Raw genomic sequence first — 19,394 nt, 5'->3', positions numbered from 1 at the left:
TCACTTGATGGAATCTTCTCCCCCGCACTGACAGACGATGGCTCATTCAGGCACGTCAGTGCCACAGGGACGATGCATCATGTTCTTACATGTTCAGGACCCTGGGGGGTGGAGATTTGCCGCAAAGCACAACAAACCCGACGCATCACCACCCCGTCACGGAGTTGTGCGTCGAGGGAACCCGACTCTACGCAGCGGCCCTGAGCGCCGGCCGCATCGCCCGCGGTGAAGTCAAGAACGCCCCCTGCCTGCTCGAATTCGCTCTGCTGCGCCCCGACCCGGACGACGCGAACCAGCTGCGCGCGGTTCCCCCGTCCGTCGCACTCGCCCAACGGCTCCACCCGATCGAGCGCGAGATCCAGGACCGCAGGCGAACCGCCGTGGATCTCACCGACGCTTTCGAGCCGTTCCTCGCCCTCAGCGCCCAGAGCCCCGCCAACACCCACGCCATCACGGTGCTGGAGGGACTCGACCAGATCAACGCCGCCATCGATCTGGCCACCGCCGAGTGTCACACCGAAGCCCTGACCGTCCAGCCGGGTGGCGCCCGGCCGACGTTCAGTCTCAGCCAGTCCCTGGAGCGGGCCTCGCCGATGATCGACCGCGGGGTGAAGATCCGCACGCTCTACCAGCACACCGTGCGGCACAGCCAGGGCACGCTCGCCTACGTGGACAGGATCTCCGCGGGCAAGGTGGAGATCCGCACGCTGGAGGAGCTGATCGAGCGTCTCATGATCTTCGACCGCACGGTGGCCTTCATCCCCGCGAGTCACGACCGGCGGGTGGCCCTGGAACTGCGGCACCCGGGACTGATCGAGTACCTCATCAAGGTCTTCGAGCAGCTGTGGCGCAGGGCCGTACCACTGAACGACAAGGTCACGTACACGCACAGCCCGGACGGGATCTCCGGAGTGCAGCGCTCCATCGCCCACCTCCTCATCGAGGGGCACGTCGACGAGGCCATCGCCCGGCGGCTGGGCATGAACGTGCGCACCTGCCGCGCGCACATCGCCAAACTGGCCACCGCCCTGGGCAGCGGCAGCAGGGCCCAGCTGGGCTACCTCATCGCCGAATCCGGCATCCTGCACGACTCGGGACCCGGAGACGCCGAGGGAGTGCTGGAGCCGCGCTGACGGACGCCGAGGGACGCGGACGGGTGGTGGGGACGGATGCGGCCTGCGGACACGCACAGAGGCCCCGCCCAGGCCCTTCGGGAAGGGTCCGGGCGGGGCCCGCGCGCAGGGGGGCGTCCCGCCGGCGTACCGGCGTACGGGTCCTGCCGGAGCCCGCTCAGTCCAGCGGCCGCTTCGGCGCCGGCCGCCAGACGACCAGGGCACTGCCCGGCTGCGGAGCCTGGTACGGGACCAGGTCGCGCCGGTACGAGGCGTGCACCTGGGCCTCGCGCTGCTGGAGGACGGCCGCGGCTCCGTCGACGGCCGTCGAGAGCTCGGCCACGCGCTGCTGGAGCGCGGCGACCTGGTTCTCCAGCTCGATGATCCGCTTGATGCCGGCCAGGTTGATGCCCTCTTCCTGGGACAGCGCCTGCACCGTGCGGAGCAGTTCGATGTCACGGGCCGAGTAGCGCCGGCCGCGCCCGGCCGTACGGCCCGGGGAGACCAGGCCGAGGCGGTCGTACTGGCGCAGGGTCTGCGGATGCAGGCCCGAGAGCTGGGCGGCCACCGAGATCACGTAGACCGGGGTCTCATCGGTGAGCTGGTAGTGGCTCCTGCGGCGGCCGTCCATGTCATGCTCCCTTCGCGGACTCGAACAACGCGGAACGCGGGTCCTCGGACTCCGTCGCCTCGCGGTACAGCTCCATGGCCTCGCGGGCCTTGTCGTTCAGCTCGGTCGGGACGGCCACCTCCACCGTCACCAGCAGGTCGCCGCGGGTGCCGTCCTTGCGGACCGCTCCCTTGCCGCGGGCCCGCATCGTGCGGCCGCCCGGGGTGCCCGGGGGCAGCTTCAGCGTCACCGAAGGGCCGTTCAAGGTCGGGACCTTGATGTCGGCTCCCAGCGCCGCCTCCGCGAAGGTCACCGGAACGGTCACCGTGAGGTTGTCGTCCTTGCGGCCGAAGACCGGATGCGCGTCCACGTGCACGACCACGTACAGGTCACCGGCCGGGCCGCCGCGCTCGCCCGGAGCCCCCTTGCCGCGCAGCCGGATCCGCTGGGAGTCGGAGACCCCCGCCGGGATCCGGACCTGCATGGTCCGGGAACTGCGGGCCCGCCCGCTGCCCTTGCAGATGTCGCACGGGGTCTCGGCGATGAGGCCGCGGCCCTTGCAGTCCGCGCAGGGGTCGGTCAACGAGAAGCCGCCGCCGCTGCCGCGGGACACCTGGCCGGTGCCGACGCAGGTCGGGCACACGCGGGGCGTGCCGTTCTTGTCGCCGGTGCCCGAACAGGCCTTGCAGGGGGACTGCGAGGACATCCGGAGCGGGACCGTGGCCCCGTCCACCGCCTCCGTGAAGGAGAGGGTGACCTCCGATTCGATGTCCTGGCCGCGGCGCGGCTGGGTACGGGTACCCGCACCCGCGCCGGCGCCGCCGCGGTTGAACAGGCCGCCGAAGACGTCGCCCAGTCCGCCGCCGCCGAAGCCGCCGCCCGCGCCGCCCTGCTGCTGGCCTCCGAAGAGGTCGCCGAGGTCGAAGTTGAACGAGCCGCCGCCCCCGCCGGGACCGGGGCGGAAGCCACCGTTCCCGAACAGGGCGCGGGCCTCGTCGTACTCCTTGCGCTTCTTGGCGTCACCGAGGATGTCGTTCGCCTCGGAGATCTCCTTGAAGCGCTCCTCGGCCGAGGCGTCGCCCTTGTTGGCGTCCGGGTGGAACTCGCGGGCGAGCTTCCGGTACGCCTTCTTGATCTCGGCCTCGGTGGCGTCCTTCGGGACACCGAGGACCTTGTAGTAGTCCTTCTCGACGAAGTCCTTCGTGCTCATCCTCGGTGTCCCTCCTCTCGCGCTACTTCTTGTCCTGCGTGTCGTGCAAAGGGCGCCGCAACGTCAGCCCTTGTCGGGGGCATCCGCGTCCTCGTCCGACGGGTCGGCCGCGGACGCGCCCTCCGCCGCCTCGGACTTCGGCGCCGTGCCCGGCTGGGGCTCGGCCACCGCGACCCGTGCGGGACGGATCGTACGCTCGCCGATGCGGTACCCCGGCTGCAGGATCGCCACGCAGGTGTCCTCGGTGACGTCCGGCGCGTACGAGTGCATCAGGGCCTCGTGGATCGTCGGGTCGAAGGGCTCGCCCTCCTTGCCGAACTGCTGCAGGCCCATCTTGGCCGCGGCGGTCTCCAGCGATTCGGCCACCGACTTGAAGCCGCCGACCAGTTCGCCATGTTCCCGCGCCCGGCCGATGTCGTCCAGGGTCGGGAGGAGCTCCGTCAGGAGGGACGCGACCGCGATCTCCTTGACGGCGATCCGGTCCCGCTCCACCCGGCGGCGGTAGTTCTGGTACTCCGCCTGGAGCCGCTGGAGGTCCGCGGTGCGCTCGCTGAGCGCGGTACGGGCCTGGTCCAGCTGAGCCAGGAGAGCTGCACCGCTGTCCTGGGCGGACTGGGCGTCTCGTGCTGCTCCGGAGTCCCCGGCCGGGGCCGCGGCCTCCTCCTTGGAGGAAGCTGCGGCCTTCGGCTCGGCGGCGTCGTCAGGCGCGGCGTCGGCGGGGACTTCGGGCTTCTCGTCGAAGCCCGGGGTCTCCTCCGACATCAGGCAGCGCCACCCTTCGGCTTCTCGTCGTCGACGATCTCGGCGTCGACGACGTCGTCGTTGGCGTCGGCCTGGCCGGCGTCACCGGTCGGCGCGCCACCGGCGGCCTGGGCGCCCTGGGCGTCGGCGTAGATCGCCTGGCCGAGCTTCTGGCTGACGGCACCGAGCTTCTCGGTCGCGGTGCGGATCTCGGCAGCGTCCTCGCCCTTGAGCTTTTCCTTCAGCTCGGCGATGGAGGCCTCGACCTCTTCCTTGACGTCGGCCGGGACCTTGTCCTCGTTGTCCTTGACGAACTTCTCCGTCTGGTAGACGAGCTGCTCGCCCTGGTTGCGGGACTCGGCCGCCTCCTTGCGGCGGGAGTCCTCGTCCGCGTACTGCTCGGCCTCCTGGCGCATGCGGTCGACTTCGTCCTTGGCGAGGGAAGAGCCGCCGGTGACGGTCATCTTCTGCTCCTTGCCCGTGCCGAGGTCCTTGGCCGTGACGTGCATGATGCCGTTCGCGTCGATGTCGAAGGAGACCTCGATCTGCGGGACGCCACGCGGGGCCGGCGGCAGGCCGGTCAGCTCGAACATGCCGAGCTTCTTGTTGTACGCCGCGATCTCGCGCTCACCCTGGTAGACCTGGATCTGCACGGACGGCTGGTTGTCCTCGGCCGTCGTGAAGATCTCGGACCGCTTGGTCGGGATCGTGGTGTTGCGCTCGATGAGCTTGGTCATGATGCCGCCCTTGGTTTCGATACCCAGGGACAGCGGGGTCACGTCGAGGAGCAGGACGTCCTTGACCTCACCCTTGAGAACGCCCGCCTGGAGGGTCGCGCCGAGGGCGACGACCTCGTCCGGGTTGACGCCCTTGTTGGCGTCCTGACCGCCGGTGAGCTCCTTGACGAGCTCGGCGACGGCCGGCATGCGGGTGGAGCCGCCGACCAGGACCACGTGGTCGATCTCGGACAGGTTGATGCCCGCGTCCTTGATGACGTTGTGGAACGGGGCCTTGCAGCGGTCGAGCAGGTCCGCGGTGAGCTGCTGGAACTGCGAGCGCGTGAGCTTCTCGTCCAGGTGCAGCGGGCCCTCGGCGGAAGCCGTGATGTACGGCAGGTTGATCGAGGTCTCCGTGGAGGAGGACAGCTCGATCTTCGCCTTCTCGGCGGCCTCGCGCAGACGCTGGAGCGCCATCTTGTCCTTGGACAGGTCGACGCCGTGGCCGTTCTGGAACTGCTTCACCAGGTAGTCGACGACGCGCTGGTCCCAGTCGTCGCCACCGAGGTGGTTGTCACCGTTGGTGGCCTTCACCTCGACGACGCCGTCGCCGATCTCCAGGAGGGACACGTCGAAGGTGCCGCCACCGAGGTCGAAGACGAGAATGGTCTGGTCGTCCTTGTCAAGGCCGTAGGCCAGGGCGGCGGCCGTCGGCTCGTTGACAATACGCAGGACGTTCAGGCCCGCGATCTCGCCGGCCTCCTTCGTCGCCTGGCGCTCGGAGTCGTTGAAGTAGGCCGGGACGGTGATGACCGCGTCCGTGACCTTCTCACCCAGGTACGCCTCGGCGTCGCGCTTCAGCTTCTGCAGGATGAAGGCGCTCATCTGCTGCGGGTTGAAGTCCTTGCCATCCAGGTTGATCTTCCAGTCAGTGCCCATGTGGCGCTTGACGGAGCGGATGGTCCGGTCCACGTTCGTGACCGCCTGGCGCTTGGCCACCTCGCCGACGAGGACCTCGCCGTTCTTGGCGAAGGCGACGACGGACGGCGTGGTCCTGGCGCCTTCGGCGTTGGTGATGACGGTGGGCTCTCCGCCTTCCAGAACGCTGACGACGGAGTTAGTGGTGCCCAGGTCGATGCCGACCGCACGTGCCATTTTGATTCCTCCAGCTGACTTGAGTGGAACAGACTCAAGAGTGCCGCACCGCTCCACAGGTGTCAACAGAGGTGAGTCGAGGGGACTCAACCTTTAGGCTGCGCTTACGCGCAACCGCCGCGCCGACCAGGCGGCCGCAGGCAAGATCCAGCGGCGCCGCACCCGAACGGGGCACCACGGCCGCGCGGCACCGCCCCGTCGCCGGAGGCGTACGGCACGGTGCAGGCATGCCTCTGCTGCTACGCCTCCCCGCCCGGCCAGCGCCCTGGCCGGCCAGGCCTTCGGCCAAGCGGGTGCTCGACCTCGCCGGAGCGGCGTTCCTCATCGGGGTGCTGCTCGTACCGCTGCTGCTGACCGCGGCCCTGCTGTACGCGACCCAGGGCGCGGGTGTCCTCGTACGCGAACCGGCGGCGGGCCTGGCCGGGCGGCCCTACCGGGCGTGGCGGCTGCGCGCGGGCAAGGGCCGGGCCGGGGCGGCGCTGGAGCGGTGCTCGCTGGACCGGCTGCCGCAACTGCTCAACGTGGTGCGGGGCGAGATGTCGCTGGTCGGGCCGCGACCCGGAAACAGCGCGTCGGACCGGCCCGAGCGGCTCCTCGTACGGCCCGGGATGACCGGACTGTGGCAGGTGAGCGCACGTTCGGACCTGCCGTGGGAGGAGATGGACCTGCTGGACCGGCACTATGTGGAGAACCACTGGCTGGGGATGGACCTGGCGATCCTCGCGCAGACCCCGCGGGCGGCCTGGCGGCACGGGCGGCTCTGAGGCGGGGACCGGGCGCGGACGCGGCGCGGACTCGGCGGGACGTGGCGGGGACCCGATGGGGACCCGGTGGGGGCGCGGCCCGTCGTGGCGGGGGCGAGCGACGCAGATCACCGCGCGCTCGGCTACATTGCGGCGTCGGGACTGGGTAACCTCAAGCCTTGACTGGATAAGTTACCGCTTAGTAAGTGCCGCCCGAGGAGCCCTCCCATGCAACTCGCCGCGATCATCGTGTCGCTGGTCCTGACCGTGGTCGGCGTCGCGCTGCTCGCCCGAGCCGTGGCGCAGATCTACCGCTTCGTGAAGCTCGGCCAGCCCGTACCGGCAGGCAGCCGTACGGACGACCCGAAGTCCCGAACGATCACCCTGGTCCGGGAGTTCCTCGGCCACAGCCGGATGAACCGCTGGGGCCTCGTCGGCTTCGCGCACTGGTTCGTCGCGATCGGCTTCCTGACGCTGCCGCCGACGCTGGTGCAGGCGTACGGCCAGCTCTTCCAGGCCGACTGGGTGCTGCCGATCATCGGCGGCTTCCTGCCGTTCGAGTTCTACACCGAGTTCATCGGCCTGATGACCGTGCTCGGCATCCTCGTCCTGATGGGGATCCGCCTCGCGTCGCTGCCCTCGCGGGCCGGCCGCAAGTCGCGCTTCGCGGGCTCGAAGGCCTGGCAGGCGTACTTCGTCGAGTACATCATCCTGACCATCGGCCTCGCGATCCTGTGCCTGCGCGGCCTCGAAGGCGCGATCCACCACGTGGACTCGTACGAGCCGGCGTACTTCGTCTCGTACCCGCTGGTGCTCGCCTTCAAGGGCATGTCGCTCGGCGCGCTGCAGAACGCCATCTACTTCACCGCGATGATCAAGATCGGCACCTCGCTGATCTGGATGATCGTCGTCTCGCTCAACACCAACATGGGTGTGGCCTGGCACCGCTTCCTCGGCTTCCCGAACATCTGGTTCAAGCGCAACGCCGACGGCGCGGTCGCGCTGGGCGCGCTCCAGCCCATGACCAGCGGCGGCAAGGTCATCGACTTCGAAGACCCGGGCGAGGACGACGTCTTCGGCGTCTCTCAGGTCGAGCAGTTCTCGTGGAAGGGCATCCTCGACTTCTCCACGTGCACGGAGTGCGGCCGCTGCCAGTCGCAGTGCCCGGCCTGGAACACCGGCAAGCCCCTCTCCCCCAAGCTCCTGATCATGTCGCTGCGCGACCACGCGCACGCCAAGGCCCCGTACCTGCTGGCCGGCGGCGGCAAGGACATGGAGGGCAACGAGAAGGCCACGCCCGAGCAGTTGGCCAACGTCCCGGCCGCTGCCCTCGCCGAGGCCGAGCGCCCGCTGATCGGCACGGCCGAGGAGAACGGGGTCATCGACCCCGACGTCCTGTGGTCCTGCACGAGCTGCGGCGCGTGCGTCGAGCAGTGCCCGGTGGACATCGAGCACATCGACCACATCGTCGACATGCGGCGCTACCAGGTGATGATCGAGAGCGCGTTCCCGTCGGAGGCGGGCACGATGCTCAAGAACCTGGAGAAGAAGGGCAACCCCTGGGGCCTCGCGAAGAAGCAGCGCGTCGAGTGGACCAAGGAGGTGGACTTCGAGGTCCCGATCATCGGCAAGGACGCGGAGGACCTCTCCGAGTTCGACTACCTCTACTGGGTCGGCTGCGCCGGCGCCCTCGAGGACCGCGCGAAGAAGACCACGAAGGCCTTCGCCGAGCTGCTGAACATCGCGGGCGTCAAGTTCGCGATCATGGGCGGCGACGAGAAGTGCACGGGTGACTCCCCGCGCCGCCTGGGCAACGAGCCGCTGTTCCAGCAGCTGGCCCAGGAGAACGTCGCGATGCTGAACATGGCGTTCGGCGAGGATGACGAGGACGAGTCGACCAAGAAGCCGAAGTCGGCGAAGCGCATCGTCTCCACCTGCCCGCACTGCTTCAACACCATCGCGAACGAGTACCCGCAGCTGGGCGGCGAGTACGAGGTCATCCACCACACGCAGCTGCTCCAGCACCTGATCGACGAGGGTCGGCTGACGCCGGTGACCCCGGTCGACGGGCTGATCACGTACCACGACCCGTGCTACCTGGGCCGGCACAACAAGGTCTACACGCCGCCGCGCGAGATCATGTCGGCCGTGCCGGGCCTGCGCCAGCAGGAGATGCACCGCCACAAGGAGCGGGGCTTCTGCTGTGGCGCGGGCGGCGCGCGGATGTGGATGGAGGAGCGGATCGGCAAGCGCATCAACAACGAGCGCGTCGAGGAAGCCCTGTCCCTGAACCCGGACATCGTCTCCACCGCCTGCCCCTTCTGCCTCGTCATGCTCACCGACTCGGTGAACGGCAAGAAGAACGAGGGCCAGGCGAAGGAACACGTCACGGTGGTGGACGTGGCGCAGCTGCTGCTGGACTCGGTGAAGACGCCGGAGCCTGTGGCGGAGCCGGAGGTCGAGCCCGAGCCGGAGACGGTCGTCGAGGCGAAGCCCGAGCCCGAGCCGGTCGTCGAGGCGAAGCCCGAGCCGGTGGCTGAGGTCAAGGCGCCCGAGCCGAAGGCGGACACCCCGGCGGAGCCGGAGAGCGACGCCGAGGCGAAGTAGCCCGCGCGGCACCGAACGCTGAACGCCGGAACGGCCCGTCCCCCGTGGGGGCGGGCCGTTCCGGCGTACGGGGTCGGGGTCCGGGGCGGAGCCCCGGTTTCGGGAAGGGGCGGGGTGGGGGAAAGCTCCCCGCACGGGCCGCCGCACAGGCCGCCGCCCGGCCGCCCCGGCAGAGCGCGGTCAGGACCGCTCGCTCCGGCTGCGGCGCAGCATCGCGAAGCCCAGCCCGGCCGCACCCACCGCGGCCATGCCCCCGCCGGCGGCCAGCAGCAGCGGGGTCTGCGCGTCGGTCTCCGCCGCCACCGGGACCATGCCTTCGGCGCCCGCCTTCACTCCGCCCTTGGGCACGACCCGCTCGACGGCCTTCTTCTCGACCTTCTCGACCTTCTCTACCGGCTTGACGCTCTTGGTGTCCTTGGTGCCGCCCTTGGCGACCTTGTACGTCTCGATCAGCTTGCCGCTGCTGAAGTCGTAGACCCAGCTGTTGCCACCGCTCTTGCCGTCGATGACGACGAACTTCACGCGCTTCCCGTCCTGGACGAGCTTGTACGTCCAGCCGTCGTTCGTCGCGGTCGGGTGCTTCAGGTCGATCCTCCCGAGGATGTTCCCGTTCGGCATCGACAGCTCGACGCGCTTGCCGTTCGGCCCGTCGATCAGCCGCGCGTTGCGCCCGTCGGGCATGGCGACCTGAACGGAGTTCTCCTGCTTCTCCACCGGCTTCGGCTTCGGATTGGGCTTCGGCTTCTCGACCGGCTTGGTCGCGCCCTCGACCCACGAGGTGACGGTGCCGTTCGGCTGGAGGACCACGTGCAGCCCGTTGTTCTGGCCGTAGGCCGCCTCGCCACCCTTGCTGACCAGAGTGTCCAGCTTGGTGCCACCGGCGAAGATATCGGCCTCGAAGTGGCCGCCGCCGAACTTGTAGATCTTGGCGACCGATCCGTCGGCCAGCTTCACGGTCGTGACGTAGTCCCGGACCGAAGGCTTCACGGGCGGCGTGGTCGGCGGCGTGGTCGGCGGGACGGTCGGCGGCGTGGTCGGCGGGACGGTCGGCGGCGTGGTCGGCGGGACGGTCGGCGGCGTGGTGGGCGGCACGCTCGGGTCCACCTGCGGCTGCTGCGGGTCCACGGACGGCTGCTCGACGCCGGGCAGGACCTGCGGGTCCGGTGCTGCCGGGGAATCCGCGAAGGCGGACCCCACCGGAAGGGCGAGGACGGCGGCCGCACCGGCCACGACTGCGGCGGTACGGAGGGTGGTACGACGGTGCGGACTACGCATGACGGGGCTCTTCTCGTGCTCGTTCGTGCTTCGTGGCGGTGGCTACGTCTACGAAGCTACGGAGCCGGTATGTCCGTATTCCGTCGGAGATGTAACAGGAGTCAGCAGACTGCCGCGCAGCCACGTAACCCACCCGGAACCCACCCCGGCCCCTTCCCGGACCGACCCCGAGAAGGCCCTCCAGGTACCCCCTAGGGGATGTCACAGCTCAGCCGCAAAGGGGGCTTCTTCCCCCGGCCCGGCCACCCTGCCGCCCGGGAGCGGGTACTTTCGATCACGTGGCTGGATTCAGGATCGGACGCGGCCGGGACAACAACCGCACCCCGCAACAACCCCCGCGGCAGCAGCCGTACGGTCAGCAGCAGGCGCCCCAGGCGCCGCCGCCGTACGGCCAGCAGCCCTACGCACCCCAGCAGTGGCCGCAGCAGGCCGCTCCCGGGGGCCACGGCGAGCCCGAATACTTCGACCCGCACGGCGGCAACGCCGGCCAGGGCCAGGGATACGGCTACGGCCATCCCCCCGGCCCGGGTCCGGGCCAGGGAGCCGGCGGCCCGGGCGATTCCCCGGGCTACACCCAGGCCTTCTCCATCGGCGAGGACCCGTACCCGTACACCCAGGGCGGGACCTACCAGGCGGGCGGGACCCAGGCCGCCGCCCCCGCCGGTCCGCGGCTGCCGTGGAAGGAACTGCTCCGCGGCATCGTGACGCGCCCGGGCCAGACCTTCCTGCAGATGCGCGACTACGCCGTCTGGGGGCCGGCGCTGATCGTGACCTTCCTCTACGGCCTCCTCGCCGTCTTCGGCCTCGACGACACCCGCAACGACGTCATCAACGCCACCCTCCCCAACGCCTTCCCGATCGTGCTCTCGGCGGGCGTGGCCTTCGTGATCTGCGGCCTGGTCCTCGGCGCCGTCACCCACACGCTGGCCCGCCAGCTGGGCGGCGACGGATCGTGGCAGCCCACGGTGGGCCTGTCGATGCTGGTCATGAGCCTGACGGACGTACCGCGCCTGCTGTTCGCCATGTTCCTGGGCGGCGACAACATGCTCGTCCAGATCCTGGGCTGGGCCACCTGGGTGGCGGCCGGAGCGCTCTTCACCGCCCTGGTCAGCAAGTCGCACGACCTGCCGTGGCCGAAGGCCCTGGGCGCGTCGGCGATCCAGCTGGTCGCCCTGCTGTCGATCATCAAGCTGGGCACGATCTAGCGGACGCGCACGGACGCAAGGAGGGGCCCGCCACACGAACACCGTGCGGCGGGCCCCTCCTCACACAACGGGACGACTGGACAACGGGGTCTCAGGCGTCGAGAACCTGTCCCTCACGCCTCACGACGGGGGGTTCGACCGACCAGGGGAAGTTGACCCACTCGTCGGTCTTCTTCCACACGTACTCGCACTTCACGAGCGAGTGGGACTTCTCGTAGATCACGGCGGACCGGACCTCGGCGACGTGCCCGAGACAGAAGTCGTGGACGAGCTTGAGCGTCTTCCCCGTATCGGCGACGTCGTCGGCGATCAGCACCTTCTTGTCGGTGAAGTCGATCGCCTCGGGCACCGGCGCCAGCATGACCGGCATCTCCAGGGTGGTCCCCACCCCGGTGTAGAACTCCACGTTCACCAGATGGATGTTCTTGCAGTCGAGCGCGTACGCCAGCCCGCCGGCGACGAAGACGCCGCCCCGGGCGATGCTCAGGATGATGTCGGGCTCGTAGCCGTCGTCGGCGATGGTCTGCGCCAGCTCGCGCACGGCCCGCCCGAACCCCTGGTAGTCGAGGTTCTCGCGCACTCCGTCACTCACTCCGTCACTCACTCCGTCACTCATGCCTCGTGCCTCACCTGGGTCCGGTGGAAGTTCTGGAAGGACCGCGATGCCGTCGGGCCGCGCTGGCCCTGGTACCGCGATCCGTACCGCTCGCTCCCGTACGGGAACTCCGCGGGCGAGCTGAGCCGGAACAGGCACAGCTGCCCGATCTTCATACCCGGCCAGAGCTTGATCGGCAGCGTGGCGAGGTTCGACAGCTCCAGCGTCACGTGCCCGGAGAACCCCGGGTCGATGAAGCCGGCGGTCGAATGGGTCACCAGCCCCAGCCGGCCGAGACTGGACTTCCCCTCCAGTCTGGAGGCGATGTCGTCGGGCAGCGAGATGACCTCGTAGGTCGAGGCGAGAACGAACTCACCCGGGTGAAGGATGAACGCCTCGTCACCGTCCGGCTCGACCATCCGGGTCAGATCGCTCTGCTCGGTGGCGGGGTCGATGTGGGCGTAGCGGTGATTCTCGAAGACCCGGAAGAACCGGTCGAGACGTACATCGATGCTGGAGGGCTGCACCATCGACTCGTCGAAGGGGTCGATGCGAACCCGTCCGCTGTCGATCTCGGCCCGGATGTCTTTATCAGAGAGAAGCACGTCCCGAGGATACGCAGAGCGCGCGGGCCGCCCCAATCGAGGCGGAACCCGCGCGCCGGTGTCTACCGCTTCGGCGCCGCTCCCACGGGCACGGCATGCCGCAGCCGCGCACAGCGCGGACACCGCAGCAGCCGTCCCGGCCCGATCCGGCCGGCACCGAGGTGCTGCAGCGGGAACGAAGCGGTGCTGAATACGTGCCCTTCGGCACAACGGACGACGGTGTGCTCCATCGAGTCCCTTTCCCCAACCAGCCGTACTGCGATGAATCGCCACATTAGGGGATGAACAAGACCCACTCCAGCCGCCGCTCCGCACGCTCAAGGTACGCCCCAACTCCCGCCCCCACGACCCTCCGTGCACCCCGCACGCGACACCACCCCCGGGGCGAATTCACCAGGGGTCGATCATGGGGTAGGGTGAGAAACGATAGCGCTCCAGGCAACTGGATCACTGCGCGGATGTAGTTTAATGGTAGAACATGAGCTTCCCAAGCTTATAGCGCGGGTTCGATTCCCGTCATCCGCTCTTGCAAGAAGGCCCAGGTCAGCGACCTGGGCCTTCTTTGTTGTCTAGACCTACTCAGGAGTCCCGCACCACATCCACACCACCTTCCCACCTGCTCCGGCAAGGCAGGCCAGGGCCACGGCTCGCCATCTCGGTTCGAGCTTGCGCTCGCCTTGGTCGAGTTGAGCTCTGAGTTCGACTCCCTGGGCGCGTATCGCCCGGGTCCGTTGCGCAGATTGGCCGCCTCCCGGAACCGCCGAGGCGAAGCCGCTCGAAGCAAGTGGTGGCACAACCCAGGGCAGATCGATCATCAAGGGTCGATGGTGGAAGCGACACTCGGCGTCGGCCGAAGGAATCGTTTCGCCGCATTCCTCCCACTCTAGGGTGACCTCGACTCGACACCCGTGTACTCGACAAGGGACACCTCATGCGCTTGCGCAACACCGTCGGCGCGCTCGCCCTCGGCCTGACCGCCGTGCTGGCCACCGCCGCTCCGGCGGGTGCGGCCGCCCCCGTCCCGGTCACGGGACACGCCAAGTTCTGCCTCACCGCCGCCGCCGTCAGCGCGCTCCCCGAGGGGGTGGTCCTCACCGCCACCGCTCCGGCGACACTCGACACCAGCGGCTCGACCCCGTGCGTCACCACTCCGATCTCGTCGGGGTCCATCACGGTGGACCCCCTCTCTGGCAGCTTTCCCCTGGACGGCAGCTTCGAATTCACTCGCAGCAGCGACGGACAGCGGCTGGACTTCACCGACCTCAACGACGACCTGACCAGCAGGAAATTCACCGCCAACGCCGCGATCAACCACGGGGCACCGGGCGCCCTCGACCTGCTCACCTACCAGCTCCTCAGCCAGAACGTCCAGGTCGGCACCAACGCGGTGGACATCACGGGCCCCGGCAACATGACCCAAATGGGCGTGGACGTCTTCAACGAGGCATTCGATGCAACGCCGGCCCAGGCCGGGCAGGCGCTGTTCGACCTCACTGTGCACCTCGACTTCTGACCGCCGCGAAGTCCCGAAGACAAGGGCGAGACTCCCCTCACACCCGTGAGGCAGGCCGTGCCACAACGTGCCAGTAGGGGCGGTGAACAGCGGCCAACAAGGGGGGCTCCGGACCGCCTCGCGCGAAACCGCAGACAGTCGTTCTCGCAGGTCAGAGGCCACATGCGGGCCCGAGTCCCGGGTGATTCCCAAGCTTATAGCGCGGGTTCGATTCCCGTCATCCGCTCTTCCAAGAAGGCCCAGGTCAGCGACCTGGGCCTTCTTCGTTGTCTGGACCTCTCCCGGCCCGCGTGCCATTCGCGTGCCATAACTGCCCTGATGGCGCTCCAGATTGCTCGCCGAGTCGCTGCCGGCTTCGCGGGGGAGGACGTCCCTGCGTTACGCGGACACCCCGTTTCGGCGCGGCCGCCCTCCCCGCCGCTCTGGAATTCCTCGCCTCGGCGCAGAAGCAGGACGTCGGCTGGGCCTGCACGGCTCCACTCGAATCCGACAACGACACCACCGGCAACACCCTGCTCGCACCGGCCGGAACCGACCGGGCGGACCGGGCCTCTCCGACTGGTACCTCCCGCCGTCCTACGGCGCCGCCGAGACCGGGTCGGCGCTTGCCCCGCACCGTGCCGGCCGCCCCGCCACCCCGGCACTCCTGACTTCCCAGCGGGTCGACGGCGGCTGGCCCCGCATCCCGGACGAGCCCTAGTCCAGCCCGACGGCCACCGGACCCCACCCCGACGACGGCGACCTGCCGGAATTCCACCCCGGACACCCTGGCCTCGACGACCTGGACAGCGCAGCCTCCCGGCGCGCACACCACCGTCCGGGCGAGGGCTACCCGAGTGACACTCCAGCCGACCGCCCGGAGGGCGTACCCCATCCGCGCCTTCAGAGCGGTGAACATGTCGAGGGTGATGAGTGGGCGGGGGCTGGCTTCGCGTGCGTGACGGCGTAGACCAGTGGCGATGTCGCTGCGCCGGGTCCTGAAGTCCCAAAACAGTCGCTGTGACGCGACAAGTTCGGGCCCCAGCGCGGGCCATGGCAGGACTACGAGCGGCAGGGCTGGTGGGGTGATGAGCCGCCGTTGCACTCCCCGGTGTTCGTCATGACCCACCACCGGCGTCCTTCGTTCACACTGAACCGCAGTTGTTCCGGCGGGCCGGAGGCCGGCTCAGGGAGCGGCCGGTGCACGACCGCACCTAGCTCGCGAGCGCCTTGAACAGGCCGCGGATCTCGTCCTCGTCCGCGATCACCGGCAGGGTGTCGAAGTAGAGCTCCCACTCGCCCTTCGGGCCAATGCGCTCGACGATCCCGAAGGGGATGTCGGTGCCCTTGGGGTCGGTGCCGTTGGGGTCGGTCATCGTGCCATGCCACTCGATGTAGGTGGTGGTGCGGCCGAAGGCGACCTGGCCCGCCTTGAACTCGACGTCGGCGTTCTCGAACAGCCGCTGCAGGTAGGCGGTCTTGCCCTCCTGCGTGGTCAGCGACCGGTCCAGGCCCGGCCCGGCCAGCTTGGCGTTGCCGGTACGGGCGGCCAGCGCGGCAGCGTCCCCGCTGTTCCAGGCGGCGAGGCGGGCGGGGATTTCCTGGGCGTGGAACCGGTCGGGGGCCGCTCCGCGCGGGCCGGGGCCGGCCGGGTCGGCGATGCCGGCGAAGAGGGGGCGGGGCCGCTGAGACTCGGGCAAGACCTGGAACAGCTCGTAGCGGTCGTAGTAGCGGCGGGCCTGGATGGTCTTGCCGTCATCGCCGAGGACGTTGCGGGCGATCTGCGGGTAGCTGACCTTGTGGCCCTTGAGGGTGACCGTGTTCTGCTGGCCGAACATCGTCACGGCGCCGTCGGCGACCACGTTCGTGCCGCGGTAGCGGAGGTCCGGCACAAGGCGGAGTGAGTTGCTGATCGAGGCGCCGATCACTTCGTGGCCGCGCTGGGGCTTGCCGCCGGCCTCCCAGAGGCTGGCCTCCTCGTCGAAGATGTCCAGGTAGGTCTGGAGGCTGGGGGCCTCGCCGAAGGCGATCTGCCGCTTCATGAAGGCGCAGGCGTTCGGGGTGATCCGCCCTTCGAGCCGGTCTACCTTCTCGCGGACCTCGGCGCACTCGCCGCCCTCGGCGGTGGCGGTGGCCGGCGCGGCACCGATGGTGAGGCCTGCGAGGAGAGTGGCCGCCGCGAACACTCCGGTGCGCGTGTACCGCCGCATGTTCATGTCGTTCCCCGTTCGTGATCGCTTGATCGCTTCGATGGATCAAGCTTCTTCGAGGGCGCCAGAGAAGACGATTACCTCAGGGGTAACGACGGGCAGTTGACAGTGCGGATGACGACCGAACACGGATGACAGGCACTGGCACGGACCAGGTTCCGGTAGGTGCGTCCAGGCCGAGCCGAGCCGCCGACCCGCCGACCCGCGGCGCCGACTCGTAGGCATTCCGGGCGACTCAGCCCGCTCGTGGCCACCATCATGGGGGCGTGCCCCAACCGTGCCCTTAGGAGCGGTCAACAGCGGTCAGAACCGGAGCGGGCAGAGGCTCCGGAAGACGCTCGGCAGGGATGATTTCCACAGGTCAGAACCCATACGAACAATTTCCGCGCCATAGATTCCCAAGCCTATAGCGCGGGTTCGATTCCCGTCATCCGCTCTTGCAAGAAGGCCCAGGTCAGCGACCTGGGCCTTCGTTGTATGTCATGGTCAGCGCGCCAACTCGGCCAGGGCCCGGACGCCTTCGAGCACCTCGGCAGCGGTGGGGGCACTGGAGGGGTCGCTGAGGCACTGGAGCATCACACCCGACACGAGCGCCAACTGCACGGCGCCGAGGGTGCGGACGGAGGCGTCCGATACTTCCTCCTCGCGGACGCCGTCCAGGATGGCCGCCATGCCACGCCGCCCCTGAGCGGTGCCCCCGGCCAGAGCGGCGCGCAACTCCTGCTGCCGCTGGGCCTGCATGAACAGTTCCACCGAGGCGAGCCAGAGGTCGGGGTGCGCACCGAAGTCCTCGATCAGGCTCTCCCAGATGCGCTCGAAGTGCGCTCTGGAGGAGCCGTCGGCGTCGGGGACCAGCGCCCGGCCCATCGCGTCGCCCCACTCGTCGAGGATCTCGAACAGGGCCTGGTTGAGCAGTGCCTCGCGGGAGCCGTAGTGGTAGCCGACGGCGGCCGTGCTCACGCCGGCGGCCGTGGCGATGTCACGCACAGAGGTGCGGTCGTATCCCTTTTCCCGCAGGCAGGCTTTGGCGCCGATGAGCAGGGCTTCGCGGTTTCCCATGCTCACGAGCCTAGCGCCCGTGTGACACGAACGACTCATACGATCGAGTTAGACAGACGTATTGCACGATCGTGCAAACTTGCGTAGCGTTCGGGCCATGAGACAAACCAGGTACGTTTCCAAGGGGTTCGTTGCCGCCACCCTCACGCTTGGCATGGGGCTGGGCATGGGTGTCGGGCCGGCCACCCCCGCGCGAGCGGCAGCAGGCAGCACCGCCGGCACGGTCGTCGGCACCACCGGCGGCGCCGTGCGTGGCACCGCCGACAGCGACGGCCTGCGCAGCTTCCAGGGCATCCCGTACGCCGCCCCGCCGGTGGGCGACCTGCGCTGGGCATCGCCGCAGCCCGCCGCCGCCTGGGCCGGGGTGCGTGAGGCGACCGCGCCCGGATCCCCCTGCGCGCAGCCGAAGGGGCTGCCCATCGGAGTCCCCAGCGAGGTCGAGGACTGCCTGTACCTGAACGTCACCACCCCTGCACAGCAGACCGGCAAGCGGCCGGTGATCGTGTGGATCCACGGCGGCAGCCTGATGTTCGGCAGCGGCGACCTCTACGGCCCCGAGCGGCTGGCCGCCGAGGGCGCCGTCGTCGTGTCGGTCAACTACCGGCTCGGTGTCATGGGCTTCCTGTCCGATCCGGCGCTGGAGACCTCCGGCGGCCTCGGCCTGGAGGACCAGCAGGCCGCGCTGCGCTGGGTCCGCGCCAACGCGGGCGCCTTCGGGGGCGATCCCGGCAACGTGACGATCATGGGTGAGTCCGGCGGCGGGTACAGCGTCTGCGGCCACCTCGCCTCGCCGAAGTCGGCCGGACTGTTCGACCGCGCCATCGTGCAGAGCGCGCCCTGCGCCACGGGTGGCTCCCGCACCCGGGAGGAAGCCGAGGCCGAGGCCGAGGCCACGCTCGCCAAGCTCAAGGAGCTGAGGTCCAAGGAGGGCAAGGACTGCAATGATGCGGAGTCCTGCCTGCGCGGCACGGACGCGGCCACGCTCATGAAGGCGTACGGGACCTGGAACGAACCCCGCCCGATCGCCGGTACGGACCTCATGCCACTGGCCCCAGCCGAGGCGCTGCGCACGGGCAAGTTCAACCGCGTCCCGGTCCTCATCGGGGTCAACCACGACGAGGAGCGCGGCCGGATCCTCGGCCAGGAGCTGACGGGCGATCCCATGCCGCCCGAGGCGTACGAGCCCGAAATCCGCAAGGAGTTCGGCGCCCAGGCCGACGCGGTACTGGCCCGCTACCCGCTGAGCCGCTTCAGCTCCGCCGGCGAGGCCCTGGCAACGGTCCTGACCGACCGCACCTGGTCGGTTCCGACGCTGGACACCGCCCGGCTGCTGTCGCAGTGGACTCCGACCCGGATGTTCGAGTTCAGCGAGCGCGAGACGCCTTCGTGGGCGGGCGCCCCGGAGGTCAGCTTCGAGCTCCGCGCCTCGCACATGTCGGAGCTGTCCTACCTCTTCGACCTCAAGCTGCCCGTGTTCGAGAAGCTGACAGAGAGGCAGGAACGCCTCGCCAAGCGAATGACGGACACCTGGGTGGACTTCGCCGAGTCCGGGAAGACAGACTGGCCGAGCTTCCGCAGCGGCGGCTACGTGCAGTCGCTGACCTCGGGGCCGTGGAAGCGCACGGAGTTCACCAAGGACCACAACCATGCGTTCTGGAAGAACCTCCGCTGACGCCAAGCGTCGTCCCGCCGACCGAGGTGCCTGGGACGCCGGGCAGCACACGACTCGTGCCACTACGTGCCAGTCAGGGCGGTAAGCAGCGGTCAACACAGGGGTTCCGCGGGCCCCGGAACTCGGCTCCGCAGCGGACGTTTTCGCAGGTCACCAGGGGTTCAGGCCCCCGAGTGCCGAGTGATTCCCAAGCTTATAGCGCGGGTTCGATTCCCGTCATCCGCTCTTGCAAGAAGGCCCAGGTCAGCGACCTGGGCTTTCTTCGTTGTCTAGACCTTTCTGGTCCCGCCGTGCCCTCCGCGAGCCCCAACTCGCAGAATTCCGTAAGCCCAATCAACGGCCCGCATAGACGAGTTGTCCGGGTCGAGGGTGCCTCCGCACCTCCGC

At 69.2% G+C, this 19,394-nt stretch carries 15 protein-coding genes, 1 tRNA gene and 1 pseudogene; 8 read left to right on the top strand and 9 right to left on the bottom strand.

The window, feature by feature from the left end; genetic code table 11:
• Positions 1–89: 89 nt before the first annotated feature.
• A complete protein-coding gene (locus OG247_RS23270) occupies positions 90–1,133 on the top strand; it encodes a helix-turn-helix transcriptional regulator (protein WP_327254067.1) in 1,044 nt (347 codons plus the stop codon).
• A gap of 157 nt (positions 1,134–1,290) precedes the next feature.
• On the opposite strand, the gene OG247_RS23265 is transcribed toward OG247_RS23270, so the two are convergent.
• The 4 genes from OG247_RS23265 to dnaK form a co-directional block, all read right to left on the bottom strand.
• Positions 1,291–1,743, bottom strand: coding sequence for a heat shock protein transcriptional repressor HspR (locus tag OG247_RS23265; protein ID WP_327254066.1), 453 nt, complete (start codon positions 1,741–1,743; stop codon positions 1,291–1,293).
• A 1-nt stretch (position 1,744) separates the two neighbouring features.
• A complete protein-coding gene (dnaJ, locus tag OG247_RS23260; RefSeq protein ID WP_327254065.1) occupies positions 1,745–2,932 on the bottom strand; it encodes a molecular chaperone DnaJ in 1,188 nt (395 codons plus the stop codon).
• 63 nt (positions 2,933–2,995) lie between these two features.
• Positions 2,996–3,694 carry a nucleotide exchange factor GrpE gene (gene grpE, locus OG247_RS23255; protein WP_327254064.1) on the bottom strand — a complete coding sequence of 233 codons (699 nt, stop codon included), beginning with the start codon at positions 3,692–3,694 and terminating at the stop codon, positions 2,996–2,998.
• Positions 3,694–5,544, bottom strand: coding sequence for a molecular chaperone DnaK (gene dnaK / locus OG247_RS23250; protein WP_327254063.1), 1,851 nt, complete (start codon positions 5,542–5,544; stop codon positions 3,694–3,696). Before dnaK ends, grpE begins: the two co-directional genes overlap by 1 nt.
• Positions 5,545–5,771: 227 nt before the next feature.
• On the opposite strand from dnaK, the gene OG247_RS23245 reads away from it, so the two are divergent.
• Together OG247_RS23245 and OG247_RS23240 are read left to right on the top strand one after the other, a co-directional pair.
• A complete protein-coding gene (locus tag OG247_RS23245) occupies positions 5,772–6,308 on the top strand; it encodes a sugar transferase (protein ID WP_327254062.1) in 537 nt (178 codons plus the stop codon).
• Positions 6,309–6,515: 207 nt separating this feature from the next.
• Complete coding sequence (locus tag OG247_RS23240; RefSeq protein ID WP_327254061.1) at positions 6,516–8,894, top strand: 4Fe-4S dicluster domain-containing protein; 2,379 nt, start codon at positions 6,516–6,518, stop codon at positions 8,892–8,894.
• A 180-nt stretch (positions 8,895–9,074) separates the two neighbouring features.
• Here the strand turns inward: OG247_RS23240 and OG247_RS23235 are convergent, their stop codons facing one another.
• Positions 9,075–10,169, bottom strand: a complete 1,095-nt coding sequence (locus OG247_RS23235; protein WP_327254060.1) for a hypothetical protein — start codon at positions 10,167–10,169, stop codon at positions 9,075–9,077.
• Positions 10,170–10,447: 278 nt separating this feature from the next.
• On the opposite strand from OG247_RS23235, the gene OG247_RS23230 reads away from it, so the two are divergent.
• Positions 10,448–11,374, top strand: a complete 927-nt coding sequence (locus tag OG247_RS23230; protein WP_327254059.1) for a Yip1 family protein — start codon at positions 10,448–10,450, stop codon at positions 11,372–11,374.
• A 91-nt stretch (positions 11,375–11,465) separates the two neighbouring features.
• On the opposite strand, the gene OG247_RS23225 is transcribed toward OG247_RS23230, so the two are convergent.
• Positions 11,466–11,990, bottom strand: a complete 525-nt coding sequence (locus tag OG247_RS23225; protein ID WP_327254058.1) for a phosphoribosyltransferase — start codon at positions 11,988–11,990, stop codon at positions 11,466–11,468.
• Positions 11,987–12,574, bottom strand: a complete 588-nt coding sequence (dcd, locus tag OG247_RS23220) for a dCTP deaminase (RefSeq protein WP_053675430.1) — start codon at positions 12,572–12,574, stop codon at positions 11,987–11,989. The genes OG247_RS23225 and dcd overlap by 4 nt, the downstream gene beginning before the upstream one ends.
• Before the next feature lie 454 nt (positions 12,575–13,028).
• Here dcd and OG247_RS23215 point away from each other — a divergent pair.
• From OG247_RS23215 to OG247_RS23205, 3 genes and pseudogenes are all read left to right on the top strand, one after another.
• A tRNA-Gly gene (locus OG247_RS23215) sits at positions 13,029–13,099 on the top strand.
• Positions 13,100–13,505: 406 nt separating this feature from the next.
• Entirely contained in the window at positions 13,506–14,087 is a 582-nt protein-coding gene (locus OG247_RS23210) for a hypothetical protein (protein ID WP_327254057.1), read from the top strand.
• Positions 14,088–15,090: 1,003 nt separating this feature from the next.
• A pseudogene (locus OG247_RS23205) lies at positions 15,091–15,222 on the top strand (dihydrofolate reductase family protein); the annotation flags it as partial.
• Between the two features lie 58 nt (positions 15,223–15,280).
• On the opposite strand, the gene OG247_RS23200 reads toward OG247_RS23205, so the two are convergent.
• Together OG247_RS23200 and OG247_RS23195 are read right to left on the bottom strand one after the other, a co-directional pair.
• Entirely contained in the window at positions 15,281–16,282 is a 1,002-nt protein-coding gene (locus tag OG247_RS23200) for a hypothetical protein (protein ID WP_327254056.1), read from the bottom strand.
• 480 nt (positions 16,283–16,762) lie between these two features.
• On the bottom strand, positions 16,763–17,335 hold the full coding sequence (locus OG247_RS23195; RefSeq protein WP_327254055.1) for a TetR/AcrR family transcriptional regulator: 573 nt from the start codon (positions 17,333–17,335) through the stop codon (positions 16,763–16,765).
• 97 nt (positions 17,336–17,432) lie between these two features.
• On the opposite strand from OG247_RS23195, the gene OG247_RS23190 reads away from it, so the two are divergent.
• Positions 17,433–19,007, top strand: coding sequence for a carboxylesterase/lipase family protein (locus OG247_RS23190; RefSeq protein ID WP_327254054.1), 1,575 nt, complete (start codon positions 17,433–17,435; stop codon positions 19,005–19,007).
• The last annotated feature ends 387 nt before the right edge of the window (positions 19,008–19,394 follow it).

Origin of the sequence: Streptomyces sp. NBC_01244 (genome assembly GCF_035987325.1) — a bacterium.
Lineage (GTDB): Bacteria > Actinomycetota > Actinomycetes > Streptomycetales > Streptomycetaceae > Streptomyces.
The sequence above is the reverse complement of the archived record's forward strand: the minus strand, read 5'-3'. Positions and strand labels throughout refer to the sequence as shown.